Source organism: Edaphobacter sp. FHG110511_03 (assembly GCF_059115365.1).
On record NZ_JBZYWL010000010.1, the window covers coordinates 1 to 17,368 of the forward strand.

Here is a 17,368-nt window from a genome sequence, read left to right on the forward strand (position 1 = left end):
GCCTCGAGAACGGGCACTAACGGGTCGCGGATTCCGAGGACCCGAGCCGCCTCGAGCGCGTCGCGATAGTTTTCATAAATCATCTGCTGATCAAATGTCGCGCCCAATGTCTGCGAACTGTTGGCATTTTCCGGTGACGACGATGGCTTGGCGAGCAGCTTGCCACCGATATCCTGCACGAAGCGCGACAAGAAATTTGCCTGTCCACGCATGGCCGGATAGACGACTTCGCGGAGCAGCTTTTTGTCTCGCGTGAAATCGTAGTCGTCCCAGAACAGCATTGTGGTCCACGGGCCGGTGCCGAACCCGGAATGACTGACCTTCCCGCTACGCTCGTACGGGCGCATGGAATTGCCCAGCGCCCAGCCGTTGTCACCGTCGGCAGCTAAGCCGGAAGGGTGATATTGGGTGAGGTACTGCTTCGCCAGGGCTTGATGGGCAGGAAGATAGGCTCGATAGAAATCAATATATGGATCAAACAACTCCGGCAGGTTGGTGTTGAACGCGAGCCAGTAGTTCATCTGCTGGTTCACATTGTGCCAGTAGCCCGCTGTCCAGGGAGGATCTTGATAGACGTTCCATACGCCCTGCAGGTTTGGCGGCAATGCCCCGGATCGGGACGAAGAGATCAACAGATAGCGTCCGAACTGGAAGGCCAACTCGTCCAGGTAGTCGCTTGATTCACCCGATCGGACCGCATCGATCAGTTTGTCGGTGGTTATCGACGGCATCGGAGTGTCGAGACTGAAATTTACCCGGCCATAGAGTTTTGTGTAGTCCGCCTCGTGGCGCGCTAACAGGTCGTCATAACTGCGGGTGACCGCCGCAGCAATTGCGTCGCTGACCTTCTTGTGGGGATCGGGAAAACCGTTGAGCTTCTCCAGCCGATCAGTAACCGAGAACACCTGGGGATTCCCGATTTGGTAATTGGTGCCAACGGCGATCAGAATGACGGCACTGGTAGCACCCCGCACGCTGATGGAGCCACCATCAGAATTAGCCGCTATCAGTGTTCCACCCTGAGGGATCACCTTGAACTGTCCCTCGAACTTGATTCCGTAATAGTCCATCGTTCCCGCCAGAGTGATGGTATTGCCGTCAGCCTTGACTGTGCCGTGCTTGCCGCGGTTGTCGTCTTTGGCATGGCGGAAGTCGACAAGATAGGGAATTGTGGGATGGAGCGTGAACTCCAAAGCGCCGGCCTTCGAGGCACGCAGGCGAATCACGAATACCTTGTCAGGGTAGCTGGCGAAATATTCTCGCTGGTAGTTCACGCCCGCATCGTCGTAGGAAACATGGGCAGTCGCGCTGTTCAGCACCAAGTCCCGCGAGTAGTTGCTGGGTGCCGTGTGTGGAAACTCTAGAAAGACCTCGGCAAAGTTATTCAAGCCGCCTATCTTTTCCGTTGGAGCGTCCACCAGGCTGTTCTCGGTAATCTGTAGCCTCTCCTGCTGTACGCCGCCAAACAAGTTCACACCCATATAGCCATTGCCCAGCGGCAGGGACTGACTGACCCATCCATCATTGTTATTGGTAGCGGGATGGTCATACAAAAGTCGTAACGGAGTTCCCGAACGGCCGGCAGACGCGGTTGCAGAACGGCCCGCGCGACCAACCTGCGAGAGAGCGGCAGGCATTGGAAGCAGGGTAACAACAGCTAAAACGATCAGCCGCATAGCAAATGATGTCCTCTTCAGAGATTCGGAAAATCAACTGGCAAGCTCGCCCTTCTTTATGGTGAGCTTGATTCCGTCCGCTCAATGTAATTTACCTGCGAATTGAATGTTTTACCAATGATTGCGAGCAAACGGTGTTATATTGTCCTCGGCCATATCTATGGTCGGCGTTAACCTCTTTGGGCATTCAGAGTCTAAGCCGCTTCGTGTTGCGAAAATCGAGATTGCCGACAAGTCGCGAGACGTCCGCTTATCATCGGGATAGGACTCCGTAAACGGTACAGATCAACCGGCGCTTGTTATGAAAGATAAGGGAGGTAGAGAGGTGCCGGGTCTTCTCGCAACGCCTTCGGGTAAGGGAAAATAGTCTTCAGTACTGATCCACCGAAGCAAAGGTAGCATTGGGATTCTTGTCTGGCAGTGATGCATCCGGGCAAACTGGAAGGTGGTTCCTGGGGCATGCGGATTCGCGGGCAAAACGGCGAGGCTGACATTTCTAATGGGCTAGAAACCCTGACATTTCTATCGGGTGCCAACAGGACATCAGATCTACGCCGTCAGATGGTGCCGCTCATCAGGTGTTCATCACACTGCGAAAAAATCTATCTACGATACACCCTTGAAAGAGAGTGCTAAACATGCGCTTTAAATGTTCGTTCACGTCCCCTGCGGCCCATTCGATCTTGTTTTGCCTGCTAGCAGGTCCTGGCTTGGCTCACGCTCAGACACTACCTCCTCCGAAAAATAGCTCTGATTTCAACGTTGGTCCGGTAAAGGATGCGGCTACGGGAGTCACACCGGCCGGAAAGAACGCGGCTTCACTCGGCTCTCCAACATCCCAATCAAGCAGCCCGGATCGCACCGTTGGTCCCCAGCAGGATGGGTCCATTGTCGTCTCGGATAACCAGAGGCTGACACCGGCCGGAAGGATCATTGAACTCGGATCGCCTGTGCGTGCCAAGGCGATCACGCTCAATCCGAAAGCCGCCACACATACCGGTGCTGTGCTCCTGATGGGATCGCCGCAACCGATCATCGTATTCGATACCGTGACCGGAAAAGTTCTTCAGCGCTTCATTCCGACAGGCGCTACGGGAGATTCTCCCAAGGGGTTGCAGACCGGATCGTTCACCGGAATCACCTACTCCTCGGACGGGTCGAAGTTGCTCTTCAGCCAGGACAACAATTATGTAGTTGTGACCAACGTGAACCGCGAGACGGGCTTGTTGACTCACGAGCAGAGGGTCGACTTACCTGCTCCACCTGCGGATGGACGTCCTTATCACAACGCGAAGTCGATTAATCCGGGCGGCATTGCATTCTCTGAAGACAACAAGCGAGCGTATGTGGTACTCAACGCCGCTAACACGCTCGGCGTGATCGATCTTACGACTTCTCCAGCAAAGCTCATCTCGCAAATCCGAGTCGGCAATGTCCCGAACAGTGTGGTTGTGAATGGCAAGTATGCCTATGTCAGCAATGAAGGTGGACGGCCTGCTACGAATGGAGACTTCACGAATTACTCCGATGGAACCCCCATCGTCGTAGACCGAAAGGATGCATATACCCTCACCGGCACGGTGTCTGTCGTCGATCTCGCCGAGGGGAAGGAGGTCAAGACGATTCAAGTCGGCCTGCACCCGGCGGGCATGGCGATCTCCGGATCCAATCTCTATGTGGCCAACGCCTACAGTGACAGCCTATCTGTGATTGATCTCCGTATCCATGCGGTCACCCGGACCATCAATCTCAGCGTTCCGATCGCTCGAGGCGTCTTTGGCTCCGGCCCGAACGGCGTCGCCGCGACGCAGGATAGAAAGGCCTATGTAACACTGGGGCAAGCCAACGCCGTGGCTGTCGTCAACCTCCAGGGCCGGGATGCCAATCCGGTCATTGGCTATATTCCGACAGCCTATTTCCCGACCTCCATCTCTTACGACAAGGCACAGAAGCAGCTTGTGATCGCCGACGACAAGGGGCTGGGGTCGAGAGGCAGTACGAGTAGGAAGAATGAAGTGATCGGATACAACACGCACGCCGATACCGGGGTTGTGAATCTGATTCAGGAGCCGAACGCGAGCGAATTGGCCACGCTCAGCAAGCAGGTCTTCACAAACAATCACTGGGATCTGACCACGAACATCGAGGTTGGACCGCAATATGTCGATCCGCACGCTACGCCGGTAGCGGTTCCCAAGCATATCGGTGAGCCTTCTTTGATCAAGCATGTCTTTCTGATCATTAAAGAGAATCGCACCTATGACCAGATACTCGGAGATGTCGCTTGGGGCAATGGAGCTTCGGCATTTGCGATCTTTGGATCCGTCGTACCGAATCAACATGAGCTCGTAAAGCGCTTCCCTCTTCTCGATAATGTGTACGCTCCGAGCCGTCAGTCTGCTGATGGCCATCCATGGATCGGCATGTCCGGATCGTTCTACTCCAACGACATCCTATCGCCGGACTGGATCCGTTCCTATCCCGGCGGCACCTCGGAAGATGCCTTAACCTATACCCCCAAAGGTTTCCTTTGGACGTCGGCGGAGGCCAGGGGACTTTCCGTCCGCCTGTACGGCGAATGGAGCGGCGGCGTAACGATCGCCAAAAAAGTCGATGGAAGCGCCTATGCATGGAGCGATTTCTACAACACGTCGCTGTGCAAGGAAGGCAAGGCACCAACATCTAGCTGCATCGTTCCAGATGACGCGATTAAGGTATCTTCTGAGATTCCATCCGCAGCGAAGATTATGGATCCGCATTATCCTCCGTTCAACCTTGTGATTCCGGATCAGTACCGCATGGATTACTGGATTCCTGAGTTCAAGCGTCTGGATGCGGCGGATCGGGTTCCCAATCTCACGATTCTCTGGCTTCCGAATGACCATACCGCCGGCACCACAAAAGGCCAGCCTTATCCTGTGAACTACCAGGCGGACAACGATCTCGCGCTTGGCCGCATGGTAGACGCCATCAGTCACAGCAAGATTTGGGCGGACTCAGCCATCTTCGTAGAGGAGGATGACTCGCAAGCCGGGGCCGACCATGTCGATGGTCACCGGCAACCGGTCTACATCATCAGCCCATACACAGCGGCACCGCAGATGCCCGGTCAGGGCAAGGCAATCCACACCACGTACACAGCCGAAAACATTAACCGCACCATCGAGAACATTCTAGGGATGCAGCCTCTGACCCAATTCGATCTGGTTGCTTCACCTATGTTTGATGCGTTCCAGAATACGCCGGACCTTACCCCCTACGATCATCTGGCTGCCGTTGTCCCGTTAGATGAGGGTCCGGGTCTACCGGCGGGAAAGACCGTATCTGACTACACTCCGCTGCAGAAGGCATGGCTCAAAGCCACGGCCGAAGTGATGAAGGGGAAGTACGATAAAGCCGATGCGGTGGACCCGAACTTTCTCAATCACGTGACCTGGTACTCCGCGACGGATTGGAAGCGTCCATATCCCGGAGAAGACAAGTTGCTCATGCCGGGTCGCTTCGTTAAAGCCGCCAAGAAGTATACCGGCGATGACGATGATGATTAATGATTGCTTATAGAGATCTCCCTCCCGGAGGAGGGGATCTGTTGAGCATTCACTGCGATCGTAACGGTAACCGTAAAAAGCAAGGGTGGAGCACCTGGATTCGGTGTTCCACCCTGATATGTTTTTGTGCGGATGAGGTATTGATTAGAACGAATAGCGCAGACTGAACTGCACGATACGCGGCGATCCTGAGCCAGTGATTTTGCCAAACTGTGTACTTGTCATCGTTCCATTTGGATTGCTGAGGTTTACGTTGTTGAAGAGATTGAAGAGCTCGCCGCGGAACTGCAGGCTGCTCTCACGCCAGATAGGAAAGCTCTTGAACGCGGAGAAATCAGTATTGACGGTGCCAGGTCCCACCAAGATATTGCGAGGTGTGTTGCCATAGGGATACTGCAGTTTCCCTGTCTGCACAGGAGTAAAGGCAGACGTGTTGAAGAATTGCTGGATCTTGTCGCCTCTGCTGCGGCCACCCTGCAACTTAGGATTACCTGAAACATTGGGACGATCGTTCGTATTTCCATCGAGATTAGTGTCGACTCCCGAGGTGATGTTGAAGGGTGTTCCGGTCGATAGGGTCGTAATTCCATTGAGCTGCCATCCGCTCAAGACTTCCCGACCTAACATACCCCACTGCTTGACGCCGGGAACAGCCCAGAGATACGACGCGACAAAGCGCTGCGGCATATCCAGGCTCGATAGTCCCCGATCCCTTCCGATATTGTTGTTATCGACCAATGAGGTTCCGGAGAGGCTGCCAGGATCGGCGGAGACAAAGTCGATGGTCTTCGACCAGACATAACTTGCCGATATCGAGAAGTCATGCACAAACCTCCGCGTCAATATCAGCTGCAGCGCGTTATAGGATGCATTAGCCGCAGGGGTGAGTTGAGTGATGGAGCCGAACGCATAGGTTGTGGGTGTCGGCTGATAGGGGCGACGGCTGTTAAGACCGTTGGTTGTTGTGCTGGCACCAGGAGCGAACACAGCAGAGTTCGCATCGCGCAAAAGATATGTCTTACGAGTTCCGTTGCCGACATAAGTGGCCTGTGCGGACCATCGCGAGCTCAACTGTTGCTGAAGGGTCAGATTGTACTCGTGCACATAAGGTGTACCCCCGGCGTTCGGCGCGAGACCGACTGTTGCCGCTCCCGAACGGAAGGTAGGATTTTGAAGGTTCACGATATAGGGGAAAGGATCGGCACCAGGACCGAATGGGGTGACGAGATTCGGCGTCTTGTTGATGGTAATGTCCAACAGGAACGGCTGCTGCTCAAGGTTCGCGGAGAAGGTCGCCTGGCTAGCCGCATAGAAGAGACCGTACGCGCCACGCAGCGAGGTCTTGCCATCGCCGAAGACGTCATAGGCAAAGCCGACTCGAGGGGCAAAGTCTCTCCACTGCGTATGGATGATTCCGTCCGGGACGCCGGGGTCCCCGGCTGCGAGAATACCGAGAGGCGCCGAAGGAAAGCGCCGCGACTGTACATAGGGCGAGAATGTGCCGAAGTCATTCTGTCCGGTGTAAGGAGCGAATGCTTCCCAGCGTAGTCCCAAATTGAGCGTCAGCCTATGGGTGATCTTCCAATCATCCTGCGCGAAGAGCGAAGGGTCGGGAGCGTGAAGCCGATGGAATACACCGCTGTTCTGCCGCCAGCTGTTCGCCTTGCCGAGCAGGAAGTCAGCCAGAGCATTGCCGGTTGTCGATCCGGTGAAGCCCCACTGCGCCGAGCCCGCATAGCCGCCAGTCTCTGCATACTTGTTCCAGAGGAAGGAGCCGCCGAACTTGAGATCGTGACTGCCATGTGTCCAATTGAATGTATCGACTACGCCGATCGCCTGCTGGGCCTGGTTGTCGACGCCGCTGCTACCGGAGCCCATAGACCAGTATCCGGTGATGCTGATCTGCGGTTGTGTCGTCAAGGCAGAGCCCGCGGGGGCCAGACTGCCAAGATCACTGAGCGTATTGTTCTCGAACAGATTGCCAAGGATGCTGTGATTAAGCGAATAGAAAAATCGAATGTTGTTAAGCTTGTTCGGGGATACGATCCATGTTTCGCTGAGAACCGCGTTGTCCTGAATGCTCTTGAGCGAAACTCCGCTGAAGTCCAGAATCTGATTGCTGCCGGCTGTAGGATTACGGCCTGTGCCGTGCGAATCGAAGTACATCAGCGAGGCAGTATGGTTCGGAGCAATCTGATAATCCGCATGGGTAAGATACTGATTGGCAGCGGTATTTCCAGGAGAGGTCTGCTGCCCAGGGTGCCCAGTAACCGGATCGGATAAAGGAACCGTCTTCAGCAGGTTCTGAGCAACTGGATCGAGAAGATTGCTACAGATCACTCCCTGTTTGCCATTGCAACTATAGAAGCTACCATCGGGCATCTTCGGCCATTTGGAGGATGGCAGCGAAGAGAGATCACCCGTTGCCTGCGCTGTTGTTGGCGTAATCAGACTGGCTGAGGAAACTGTCGCGGGACTGGAGATACGCAGACCTTCGTAGGAGAAGAAGAAGAACAGCTTCTCTTTGATGATGGCCCCCCCAATATTGCCCCCGAACTGGTTCTGCTTCAGTGGAGTAACAGCGTTGTTGAAGTAGCTCTTCGCGTTCAGAACATTGTTGCGGAGATAGTCGTAAAGCAGCCCATGAAACTGATTGGTTCCCGACCGCGTGATCAGATTAACGACGCCTCCGGGTGCTCGTCCGAACTCTGCATCGAAGTTGCTGGTGAGCAAACGGAACTCATGGAGTGCATCCGGATTTGGAATCAGGTTGCCGCCGTCGCGGTAGATCGCCGTATCAAATACTCCGTCTAGATAGTACGAGTTTAGTGCGGTGCGAATTCCGTTCACGCTGAAGGATGCTCCGGTTGAGTCGCCGATTGCCGATTCTCCACTGTAGTTCGTCACGCCAGGAACAAGCTGTACTAGCGAATAAGCATTTCTTCCGTTAAGAGGAAGATCTGCGATCCGCTTTTGATCTACGGTCTCTCCGAGCTGTGACTCGCGCGTGTCGATCATTGTGGTCTCTGCGGTAACGCTTACGACATCGCTAGTCGCACCGGGCGTGAGTGAGAAGCTGATATGGACATTCTGGCTGATATCAAGTCGAATGCCCTGCTGAGTTTGTGTGCTGAATCCCTTGGCTTGTGCAGACACGGAATAGTCTCCAGGGGTCAGTGCGGGAAACGAGTAATCTCCTGCCTCATTCGTCATCTGGATATGGGTCTCACCGGTGTCGACGCGGATTGCCGTAATCGAAGCGTGCGAAACCACAGCATTGCTTTGATCCATGACCGATCCGTAAATAGATCCTGTCGTCGTCTGCGCGTGTAAAGACGCTCCATATGCGAGGAGAAGAACGATAAAAAGGGCTGTGAACAGTACTCGAGAGCGAGACAACACCTTCATGATTTTCATTTGATTTCCGGACTTTGATTTGCTGTTGTTAGTTCGCCAGATAGAGTTGTCCGCATAAAGGCGAAAGTGCTCGTGCGGCCAGCTGTCTGAAAAATCTATCGATTCGTCTTCATGTATCCGTTTACACAATCACATTCAACAACGAATGAAGAGGCAATGAATTGAGTGCAAAGCTCTGAGAGGTCTTTACGCCTGCGCCTTATATACAGATCTGTCTCTGGTATTGGGTACCTAAACAAAGGTTTGCGGCTCGAAACTTCAGAGGCTCCTCATCGACTTGCACGTGCTCCTTTCGAAACGCGCAGTCATGCAATTCTCCCTACTGGAGTCGTGGCGTTGCCCGACTGTCTTTGCGGTCCTCGTCGCCGTCTTTATCGTCTGCTTCACCTACATCAATAAGGGGACGAAAACGATGCACAGGGGCGGCATTACGGAATCCTTGCCACGGGCATTCTTCCAAATGATTTCGTTCAGAGCATGCATGGCACGCGGTCCACGCCGGAAAAATCCATCTTGCTGCTGGCTTTTGCTCCATAGGAGTCTTTTGTGTTCTTCGCATACACGTCGATTAGCGGCTTGATAACGCGGAACGGTGCCGGATCAGGCGTTGCGCCCAAAGAGGCGTACATGGGCATTGCCGCAGCGTCGTACTGGCTCATGGGCGGCAACCCCAGCAAAAGTTCCATGGACAGCAGCATTGAACTGGTTGAGTACAGTGTGCTGTCAACAATTCCACGTTTCACATATGGACTGATAACCAGCCCCCCAGTGCGGCGCGCATCCACATGATCGGCTCCATCCTGAGCATCGTCTTCAATGATGAAGATGGCGGTATTCGGCCAATGCGAAACAACAGCCCAACCGCGGTTTCAACTCCGGTACCGGTGATCAAGGTCTGATGTGAGATTTCGCTTCGTTGGCTAAACCTTTGACGGCATACTGCGTTTCGCGAATCATCAGGACGCAGCCACAGACCAGCGCGATGACCGCTGATGCTCCACAGACGACGCCAACTCCGGCTGCTATCTGGAACGCTGATCGCCAACCGGAATACGCCACGATAGAACCGGCAATCGAGATGAGAGCCGAACTGGCAAACAGCCCGAGACCCAAGTAAAAGCAGCGAAGCGCTCGTAACAGCAGTTGGGCACGCATTTGCAGGTCGGGGAGCTGGGCGGCCAAAATCTCATGATCTCTGGCGCCCGGCTCGAGCTTTGCTAGTTGGTCGGTCACGGCGTGAGTGCGATCGGCTACGCGCGCGAGGCGATTGTTCGTGCCAAGCGCCAAAACGGAGGATGCATTCGTGAGCACTGCGGGTGCGACCACGATTGTGAGGATCGAAAACGGATCTGCGGCGATCAAAGTATATTCCATCCTTCCGTCCTCAGTGCTTGCGGACCCGCTAACCAGGATCGCCAACCGGTGGGGCAATCATATGGCTAACTCGAAACCTATCACCTGCAAATCTCTGTTCAAGAACTCATCGATGCCGCGCCCTTGAAAATACCATCATCCTCTCCTCCGATTGAAAACATCAGGAACTTTTGTCACTCAGAGTTCGCTTTGTCGCATCTGTTTTATTGCGTAATCGCAGGCTCGTGCGGTCATTGCCATATACGTAAGGGAGGGGTTCTGACAGGCCGATGATGTCATAAACGAACCATCTGTTATGAAGAGGTTTTTGACATCGTGCGCTTGGTTCCACTGGTTCAACACTGAACTCTTCGGATCGCGTCCCATGCGGGCGCTTCCCATCTCGTGAATACACTCTCCAGGCAGTGACGGTGTCATCATCAGCGTTATATCTTTCGCGCCTGCCGCCTGCAGCATCTCGGCGGCGGTCGTCGTCGCATCCTTGAAGATAGCTAGCTCGTTTTCGCGCCACTTGTGGCTGATCCTCATAGCAGGAATGCCCCAGGCATCTACTTTGTTCTTATCAAGAACCATGCGGTTCTCTGGATGCGGAAGGCACTCGCCCCAGGCACCAAAGGCGAATCGCCACGGTCCAGGCTGTCGCAGCTGATGCTTGAAGTCTGCCCCGAAGCCCAGCATCTCGCTGCCGCGTCCCCAGTCCTCGCGCCCGGCGCCGCCCTGGTAGCCGTAACCACGCACGAAGTCCGGATGCTTGTCCTTGACATTGCGGAAGCGGGGTATGTAGATACCGTTCGGCCGGTTGCCCAACTGCTGGCGGTCTTCGTGGCCGGGCATGATGCCACTGGCTCCGGCGTGGAAGATGTGGTCCATCAGATTGCGTCCCAACTGGTCGCTTGAGTTAGCCAGGCCGGTCGAGAACTCCGGCGTTGCCGAGTTCATCAGGACGCGCGCCGACTCCAGCGTCGAGGCACATAGAAAGACGACCTTCGAATGAAACTCAATCGACTCTTTCGTCTGTGCGTCAATTACACGTACACCGGTAATGCGTTGTGTCTTCGAATCGAAGACCAAGCTGTGCACCACGCTGAAAGGGCGAAGCGTCATTTTGCCCGTTGCCTCGGCGGCGGGCAGAGTCGAATGGATACTGCTGAAGTACGAGCGAGTGATACAGCCGCGTCCGCACGGCCCGCAGTAGTGGCAGGCTGCACGTCCGCGGTGGGGGACAGTCAAAATAGCCGTACGACCCATGGTCAGGCGACGATCAGGAAACTGCTTAGCCACGATGTCGCGCATCTCCAACTCGGCGCAGTTCATCTCAAAAGGCGGCAGAAATTTGCCGTCGGGTAGCTGCGGCAGTCCCTCGGCCTGTCCGCTGACGCCGATGAAATCTTCCACGTAGTCGTACCAAGGCTCGATGTCCTTGTAGCGGATCGGCCAGTCGACACCGTGACCGTCTTTCAGGTTTGCTTCAAAATCAAGATCGCTCCAGCGATAGCTCTGGCGTCCCCACATCACCGAGCGTCCGCCAACGTGACGCCCGCGTAGGAAGAGGTACGGCTGATCGGCAGGCGTGGTGTACGGGTTTTCGAGATCGTCAACGAAGAACTTGGCGTTCCACTCGTCGGCGATGTGACGCTGCACAGGCTGATGGACCTTCATGTACTGTCGGTCCTGCATGCCGCGGAACTTTACATTCCACGGAGGCACGTGCTCAGCATAGTCGCGTTCCGGCACTATTGTCTGACCGGCCTCGAGCACCAGCGTTTGCAAGCCCTTCTCTGTAAGCTCTTTGGCGGCCCAGCCACCCGTAATGCCCGAGCCGACGACAATCGCATCGTAAGTATTCGTCTTCTGTGTCTGCATGTTATTGAGCCACCCCCGAGATCTTTACGGGAGCGCAGCCGGAGTGCTCCGGTGGAATGATATACTGGCCAAGCTCTTTGCTGAAGCCGATTCCCGAAGTGTAATACCCGGTCAGCGTCAGCTTCTTAATCGTGTAGAAAAAGTTGCTAGGTGGAGCGGTCGTCTGCTGAAGCGGCGATCTTCTACTGTTCGTGACTGTAGCTCTCTGCTTCGCTGCGAAGTCCATGGCCTCAGCATCCAGCGCCTTCAGCAACTGCACTTGCTGATCGGCAGAGCAGGAGACGAAGTCCTTTGAGAACTGCTTCTTGCTACGTGCGTCCACATCGCTGAGGCCACTGAGAAACTGCTTCGTTTCCGCTGGCTCATACCACTCTGTAAGCAGCAGGTCGATGAACTCGTTGACCTTGGCGCCCTTGGCGCCGGGTGTATCGGTTTCCGGAATGATCAACTCGGCGATGGTCGTGACCGTAGCATCCTGATGTGGGCTAAGAGTTCTTACTCCACTGTGGTGCGCAACTACTTGGTTAACCTGAGCAAGGAGTGCCAATGCCTCCTGAGGCAAAGCAGAGAGAGCGGCCACTGAACTTAGCAGCTTCAGGACATCACGTCGTTGCATTCAAACTCCTTTTCGAGGAACGGGCGAAAACCCCATACAAAACTAATATTCTCGACCCGCCCTCATTGTTCATTCTTTTATCAGCTTTTCAGAACAACAGGGTCAGTTCGAACAGCTACGCCTTCTCACAACGATTGGCTGTAGCCGCTACACGAAAGCAGAGCAGATAATCAAAGGATTTTTTGACGACAAACCGCACGAAACCCTCGAGAACACAATATTTAGAGAAGCTATAGAGCCGCTTCTTGTACCGAGCTTCGCCAAGAAATTGGTCCGATTCCATCTTCCTCGGTTGAGCCCTTCTCTGAGGTCAACAGCCACGTGGGGTCCCTTCCCGCAGGGGAGAGGCCGTTCAGAGGCGAAGATGCCGAAGATAGGGACTTAGGAGCACGCTCCACGGCATTCCGATTGCCGTTATCGCTGAGTCCACCACGTCAGAGACTCTGACTGGCGGAAGACAGCTTCCGGGTCTCAGAACACGAACCGGTGTACGAGTTCGTTGACGTACGCGACCGCCGGGTAGGAAGCGACGAACGCCATCAAGAAGCTGTTGAGCCCCATCAGGGCGGCGTTCGCTGCATGGAAGAGCACGCCCGCTGCAAGCATGACCCACATGATTTCGCGGTCGACGAAGAAGGCGGCGACGAACGTGACCTCAAAGGTGATCACCAACCAGCAGGTAATCAGGCCGAGCGTGGCTCGACCTCGAAACACAGCGGCGGCGGCGGAGTTCCCGTAGATTTTCGTGGTCATGATCCCGCCAATCGCCCTGCCGTCACGCCACGACGGGCCGGTGATTTTCGCGATGCCGGCGATCAAGTAAGACAGCACGGTCTGGGCACCAATGTAGATCAGTCCGGCGACCGACGCGAGCGACCCTTGCGGCATGAGTTCATAGACGGCAAGCCCGAGGAACACAACGGCATACATCTGATCGGCGCCGTCGAGGCCGTACACCGACCTCCGCTTCATCAGCAGCAGTTGCACCAGCAGAGCACCAGCCAACAGCCCCATTGCACTACGGTCACGCGGATTAATGAGACTCACTGCGACCAATACAAGCGCCGTTAGCATCTTTACAACGAGAAGCCCCATGTAAGCACGCGGCCGGAAGAGCCGATCAACTAACCTCTGCACCTGGGGCACCAGCGACCGGGGCCGCCCGACCTGCAGCACCTGCCAACTCAACAGCCCATCGTCGGCGTAGATCGGCCTCATCACCAATTCCTCGGACGCCGCCAGCACGATCCCGACACCGCCCACGAGCGAAATCCATTGTTGCGGTGCACTTATCGTCGCCTCGATCATGCCGCACTCAGCCGATGCCGCTCGGACTGGAACGCCACATGCGGCGACTCGTTGGGATTGCTCGCCATCACCAGGAACTCGGTGGCCACCCCACCAGGTACCCGCGGGGCACCTGAAAGATGGTTGAGGATAAGCAGATAGGGCGTCGACAACTTGAACAACTCCGGCTGAATCTCCTGCCGACCGAGCTCAAGGGCCAAGATGAGATCCAGCAAGGCCTTCCGCAGTCGCCTACGCGGATTCCACACAAAGGTCCATCTACCGCGGTCTTCATCCATCCCGTGGATGATCCGCCATGCCGTCACATCCCCATTCGCGTACAGGTCCCGATACAGGAGATAGAGGTTCTGCGTGCCCGGCGTCGGCGCGAAAAACGACCACTGCGGCACCAGACCGAGCCGAAACAGAACGCGAACCAACCGCCACGGAGGACCCGTCTCATACAAAACCGTCGCGATCAGCAGACCGACGAGAACTGCCACCACGACCAAGTCGAGCGCTGACAACCCTCAGAACCCGTGCGCCGCGAAGATCTCCCGCCGCATGGCGACGAGCTCCTGCGCCGAAGCCATCGGTCCGAGCCGCTTGATCTGATCTTCGGATAGGTGTACCTCGTTCATCTGCTCGCCCATCTCCTGCCAGATACCGGCATTCGTCGCCAACGCCACGGCAATCAGCACCAGCGCCGTCACCGCCGGACAACAGCTCGCTTCACCGACGTTGATGCCGATTTGGTTTTGCGGAACCGCCTCAAGTGCCCTGCGCTCGATCTCCGAAAGCACTGCCGGAGATATCACCACCAGTGTCGGATACTCAACCGTCTCCCCCGCCCGGTGGTATTGGTCGATCGCGAAGTGGCGCTCATCCACGCCGCCGCCGTTGTAGGGGAAGGCAACCATGCAAACATCGGCGCCGTCCGGCAGCGTCAAGGTGCGCGAGAGCACCTTCGTCCCGTACCGAATGTCGAAATGCATTGGGCTGGAAAGCACCGCATCGGCTGCAGCATCCAAAGTCGGGATCGGTTCGTCCGCCATCTGTCGGGCGATGATCTCGTGGACCTCATGAAGCGTGCGCTCATCGGCTTTCGTATACGCCTTCTCAAGCCGAGGAATGATGTCTGATCCTGGTCGAGCCCAGAACATCATGATCGAACCCTCGATCGGTGCCAGAGGATTCTTAGTTCGCTTCCCATGCATGAACTCTGACGCTGTGACAATACGGTCCGGGCGCCGGGACTTCACCACTCGACGCCCCACATCGGCCTGGATGGCAGAAATGTGCCGACCTAATCCAGGCTCATCGAAAACCGCACGAATTTGCGCAAGTCTGCTGCGTGTATCTCCCGGCATGGTCTTGCTCCCTTCATGGTCGGAAATTGCTCGGCGTCCAAGAGCGGTCGCCGCCTGCTTTAGGGATGGGAGAGAAGTGATCAATCAAGCGACAAGCTATTCACACAATAACTACAAGTAGGCGAAGCTTTGCGTCGTTTCAACGAGAAGCTAAATGACTTCATGGTATTTTGCAAGCTATTTTGTACGGGCCTGTATAGGAATTCTCAGAAATCACGCTTAAAGACGATGCTGTGTCAGCTCTGACCACCGAGTAGTGCTCACATTCATGGCCGATCAGTAAGATCTTCGCTTGCATAGTCCACCTAACTTGCGAGGCGGCCGCTCTGTTTCCTGCGTGTTCCTTGGCGACGATAGATTCCTTAATCAAGAGGACAATAGCATATTCGCTCAAAAGCTGTTATTAGTTGCTACATGCAAGTAACTGATTCTATGTATGATAACGGCCATTATGTATAGTTAACTTGTAGGCGCTCTTTAGAAATGTCATGTTCCCGCCCATTAGAAATGTCAGGTTTTCCTGGTTAGGAAGACAGCAAATGTCATGTTCGAAGGATGGGTTGGATCAGGGTGAGTGCACGTAATCTGAAGCGGATCGAGGTCTTAAGCGAAGTTCTCGTTGGCCGCAGGACTGTAGTGGCAGCAGCATCAGTATTGGAAGTGAGTGAGCGGCAGGCATATCGATTGCTGGCGCGGTATCAGGAAGAAGGCGGAAGCGGATTGGCCCACAAGGCCCGAGGCCGAGAGTCCAAACGCAGCACGAACCCAGGCATTCGGAAACATGCCGTGGAACTCGTCAGGAAGCATTACGCCGATTTTGGACCAACCCTAGCCACAGAAGTCCTTGCGGAACGACACGGTATTCGCGTTGGGCGTGAGACGCTGCGGCGTTGGATGACGGCCGAGTGCATGTGGCTGTCGCGCAAGCAGCGCCGAACCTTTCATCAGCCACGCCTTCGGCGTGAACACTATGGCGAACTGATCCAAATCGATGGCAGCGAACATCGCTGGTTCGAAGATCGTGCAGATCCTTGTACCTTGCTAGTCTTCATCGATGACGCCACGAGCAAGCTGATGCAGCTTCGTTTCGTTCCCAGCGAAAGCACGGAATCGTACTTCCATGCGCTGCGTGGATATCTGCAGGGTCATGGCTGCCCTGTTGCCTTTTACTCCGACAAGCATTCCGTCTTCCGCGTCTTGAGACGCAATGCGAAAGGTGGTCAAGGCATGACACAGTTCGGTCGCGCTCTGGCGGAGCTGAACATCGAGATCCTATGCGCGAACTCCAGCCACGCAAAGGGACGTGTCGAGCGAGTGAACCCGCACACTGCAAGACCGGCTGGTCAAGGAGCTACGGCTCGCCGGCATCCCTGACATCGACGCTGGCAATGAATTCTTGTCTGGCTTCGTGGAGCGATTCAACGAGAGATTTTCTATACGCGCAGCCAAGCCCGAGAACCTGCACCGTCCACTCAACGTCACTCCACGTCGATTGAATGATATCTTGTGCTATCGCGAACAACGCTATGTCGGCGCGCAGCTGAGCTTCCACTATGATCGCAAAACAGATCATTCTTGAACGCAACGAGATATCGGAGAGCCTGGCTGGCAAATACGTCGAACTCTACGACTACGCTGACAGGCAGATGGAGGTGCGATGGAATGGCGTCCCTCTTCCCTACCGTGTGTTCAGCAAAGATCAGCGAGTCAACCACACTGCCATTGTCGAAAACAAACGGCTGGGCCATGCTCTAGCCGTAGTCAAGGCGCAGCAGGATCTGAGGCTTACGACAAGGGTCATGACCAACAGTGAAAAAGGCGGCTACCAGAAGCGACCACGCAAGATCTACAAACAACAGATGGCTATTGAGGCATCGATGGAAATGCCAGCTTCATAATGTGAGGCTGGCTATTGCTGAAAATAAATAATCAAAGGTCGGTATCCCCGACTATGGCGCAGCACGGTCGCCGGATTGGCGACGCCGTTTTAGACTAGCTTTTAGCGCTTCAGGGAGCGCGGTCTGCGCTCATGACAGGCAGGTTCTCGATCCGATCAGGCACATACGCCGTACCAGTGGGTGGACAAGCCGATGGCCTCACGCAGTGGGAGATCACGATTGCCGAGCTGCTTTCGGCGCAATCTCTATTGGAATCGCGCGGTGGATGGCGGAACCACTACCCCACTTGAGATAACCAGGGAGAGTTGAGGTTGGCCAC

The 17,368-nt window shown here is 55.3% G+C and carries 11 protein-coding genes and 1 pseudogene; 3 read left to right on the plus strand and 9 right to left on the minus strand.

Translation table 11 applies throughout. The features are described from left to right. Positions 1–1,676, minus strand: a 1,676-nt coding sequence (locus AC5S26_RS26560; RefSeq protein ID WP_494187975.1) for a glycoside hydrolase family 95 protein, incomplete at its 3' end; no start/stop codon positions are given. 710 nt (positions 1,677–2,386) lie between these two features. On the opposite strand from AC5S26_RS26560, the gene AC5S26_RS26565 reads away from it, so the two are divergent. After that, positions 2,387–5,224, plus strand: a complete 2,838-nt coding sequence (locus AC5S26_RS26565) for a bifunctional YncE family protein/alkaline phosphatase family protein (protein WP_494187976.1) — start codon at positions 2,387–2,389, stop codon at positions 5,222–5,224. Between the two features lie 144 nt (positions 5,225–5,368). Here the strand turns inward: AC5S26_RS26565 and AC5S26_RS26570 are convergent, their stop codons facing one another. The 8 genes from AC5S26_RS26570 to AC5S26_RS26605 all read right to left on the minus strand — a co-directional run bounded on the left by AC5S26_RS26570 (position 5,369) and on the right by AC5S26_RS26605 (position 15,151). Next, complete coding sequence (locus tag AC5S26_RS26570) at positions 5,369–8,641, minus strand: TonB-dependent receptor (protein WP_494187977.1); 3,273 nt, start codon at positions 8,639–8,641, stop codon at positions 5,369–5,371. 470 nt (positions 8,642–9,111) lie between these two features. Next, positions 9,112–9,426 (minus strand): hypothetical protein, encoded by a 315-nt coding sequence (locus AC5S26_RS26575; protein WP_494187978.1) that lies wholly within the window; start codon positions 9,424–9,426, stop codon positions 9,112–9,114. Between the two features lie 103 nt (positions 9,427–9,529). Continuing rightward, positions 9,530–10,015 (minus strand): DUF2721 domain-containing protein, encoded by a 486-nt coding sequence (locus tag AC5S26_RS26580; RefSeq protein ID WP_494187979.1) that lies wholly within the window; start codon positions 10,013–10,015, stop codon positions 9,530–9,532. A gap of 177 nt (positions 10,016–10,192) precedes the next feature. Continuing rightward, positions 10,193–11,878 (minus strand): GMC oxidoreductase, encoded by a 1,686-nt coding sequence (locus AC5S26_RS26585; RefSeq protein ID WP_494187980.1) that lies wholly within the window; start codon positions 11,876–11,878, stop codon positions 10,193–10,195. 1 nt (position 11,879) lies between these two features. Further along, the gene (locus AC5S26_RS26590; protein WP_494187981.1) at positions 11,880–12,494 is read right to left on the minus strand and encodes a gluconate 2-dehydrogenase subunit 3 family protein; all 615 of its coding nucleotides are present in this window, start codon (positions 12,492–12,494) and stop codon (positions 11,880–11,882) included. A gap of 471 nt (positions 12,495–12,965) precedes the next feature. Then, complete coding sequence (locus AC5S26_RS26595) at positions 12,966–13,802, minus strand: HTTM domain-containing protein (RefSeq protein ID WP_494187982.1); 837 nt, start codon at positions 13,800–13,802, stop codon at positions 12,966–12,968. Continuing rightward, positions 13,799–14,308, minus strand: coding sequence for a hypothetical protein (locus AC5S26_RS26600; RefSeq protein ID WP_494187983.1), 510 nt, complete (start codon positions 14,306–14,308; stop codon positions 13,799–13,801). The genes AC5S26_RS26595 and AC5S26_RS26600 overlap by 4 nt, the downstream gene beginning before the upstream one ends. Positions 14,309–14,311: 3 nt before the next feature. Continuing rightward, a complete protein-coding gene (locus tag AC5S26_RS26605; RefSeq protein WP_494187984.1) occupies positions 14,312–15,151 on the minus strand; it encodes a hypothetical protein in 840 nt (279 codons plus the stop codon). 555 nt (positions 15,152–15,706) lie between these two features. Between AC5S26_RS26605 and AC5S26_RS26610 the strand changes: the two are divergent. Both AC5S26_RS26610 and AC5S26_RS26615 read left to right on the plus strand, forming a co-directional pair. After that, positions 15,707–16,995: pseudogene (locus AC5S26_RS26610) on the plus strand (ISNCY family transposase); the annotation flags it as partial. A 185-nt stretch (positions 16,996–17,180) separates the two neighbouring features. Next, positions 17,181–17,339 (plus strand): hypothetical protein, encoded by a 159-nt coding sequence (locus AC5S26_RS26615; RefSeq protein ID WP_494187985.1) that lies wholly within the window; start codon positions 17,181–17,183, stop codon positions 17,337–17,339. Positions 17,340–17,368: the final 29 nt, after the last annotated feature.

What these genes read in the sequence shown, in the direction of transcription:
- AC5S26_RS26590 (WP_494187981.1), bottom strand. Translation starts at nt 12,494, where the DNA reads ATGCAACGACGTGATGTCCTGAAGCTGCTAAGTTCAGTGGCCGCTCTC.
- AC5S26_RS26580 (WP_494187979.1), bottom strand. Translation starts at nt 10,015, where the DNA reads ATGGAATATACTTTGATCGCCGCAGATCCGTTTTCGATCCTCACAATC.
- AC5S26_RS26570 (WP_494187977.1), bottom strand. Translation starts at nt 8,641, where the DNA reads ATGAAAATCATGAAGGTGTTGTCTCGCTCTCGAGTACTGTTCACAGCC.
- AC5S26_RS26595 (WP_494187982.1), bottom strand. Translation starts at nt 13,802, where the DNA reads ATGATCGAGGCGACGATAAGTGCACCGCAACAATGGATTTCGCTCGTG.
- AC5S26_RS26605 (WP_494187984.1), bottom strand. Translation starts at nt 15,151, where the DNA reads ATGCCGGGAGATACACGCAGCAGACTTGCGCAAATTCGTGCGGTTTTC.
- AC5S26_RS26585 (WP_494187980.1), bottom strand. Translation starts at nt 11,878, where the DNA reads ATGCAGACACAGAAGACGAATACTTACGATGCGATTGTCGTCGGCTCG.
- AC5S26_RS26615 (WP_494187985.1), top strand. Translation starts at nt 17,181, where the DNA reads ATGACAGGCAGGTTCTCGATCCGATCAGGCACATACGCCGTACCAGTG.